Below are 210 nucleotides of genomic sequence, written 5' to 3'. Positions count from 1 at the left end.
GCGGTGGTGTTTTCCGGGCAGGGTAGCCAGCGGCTCGGGATGGGCCAGGGCCTGTATGAGGCGTATCCGGTCTTCGCTGAAGTGTTCGATGAGGTGTGCGCGTACTTCGACCAGCATCTTGAGCGGCCGTTGCGGGAGGTGGTCGCGGGCGAGCCGGAGCTGTTGGATCAGACGGTGTATACGCAGGCGGGGTTGTTCGCGGTGCAGGTG

The 210-nt window shown here is 64.8% G+C and carries 1 protein-coding gene; it reads left to right on the top strand.

Annotated features, from left to right (window positions below):
* Window positions 1–210 (top strand): acyltransferase domain-containing protein (locus tag ACLQ2W_RS34110; RefSeq protein WP_425792050.1); only part of this gene is annotated, 210 nt, incomplete at both ends.

Origin of the sequence: Micromonospora sp. DT227 (assembly GCF_049841835.1) — a bacterium.
Classification (GTDB): Bacteria; Actinomycetota; Actinomycetes; order Mycobacteriales; family Micromonosporaceae; genus Micromonospora.
Note: the sequence above shows the minus strand (reverse complement) of the source record. Positions and strands in the feature narration are given on the sequence as shown.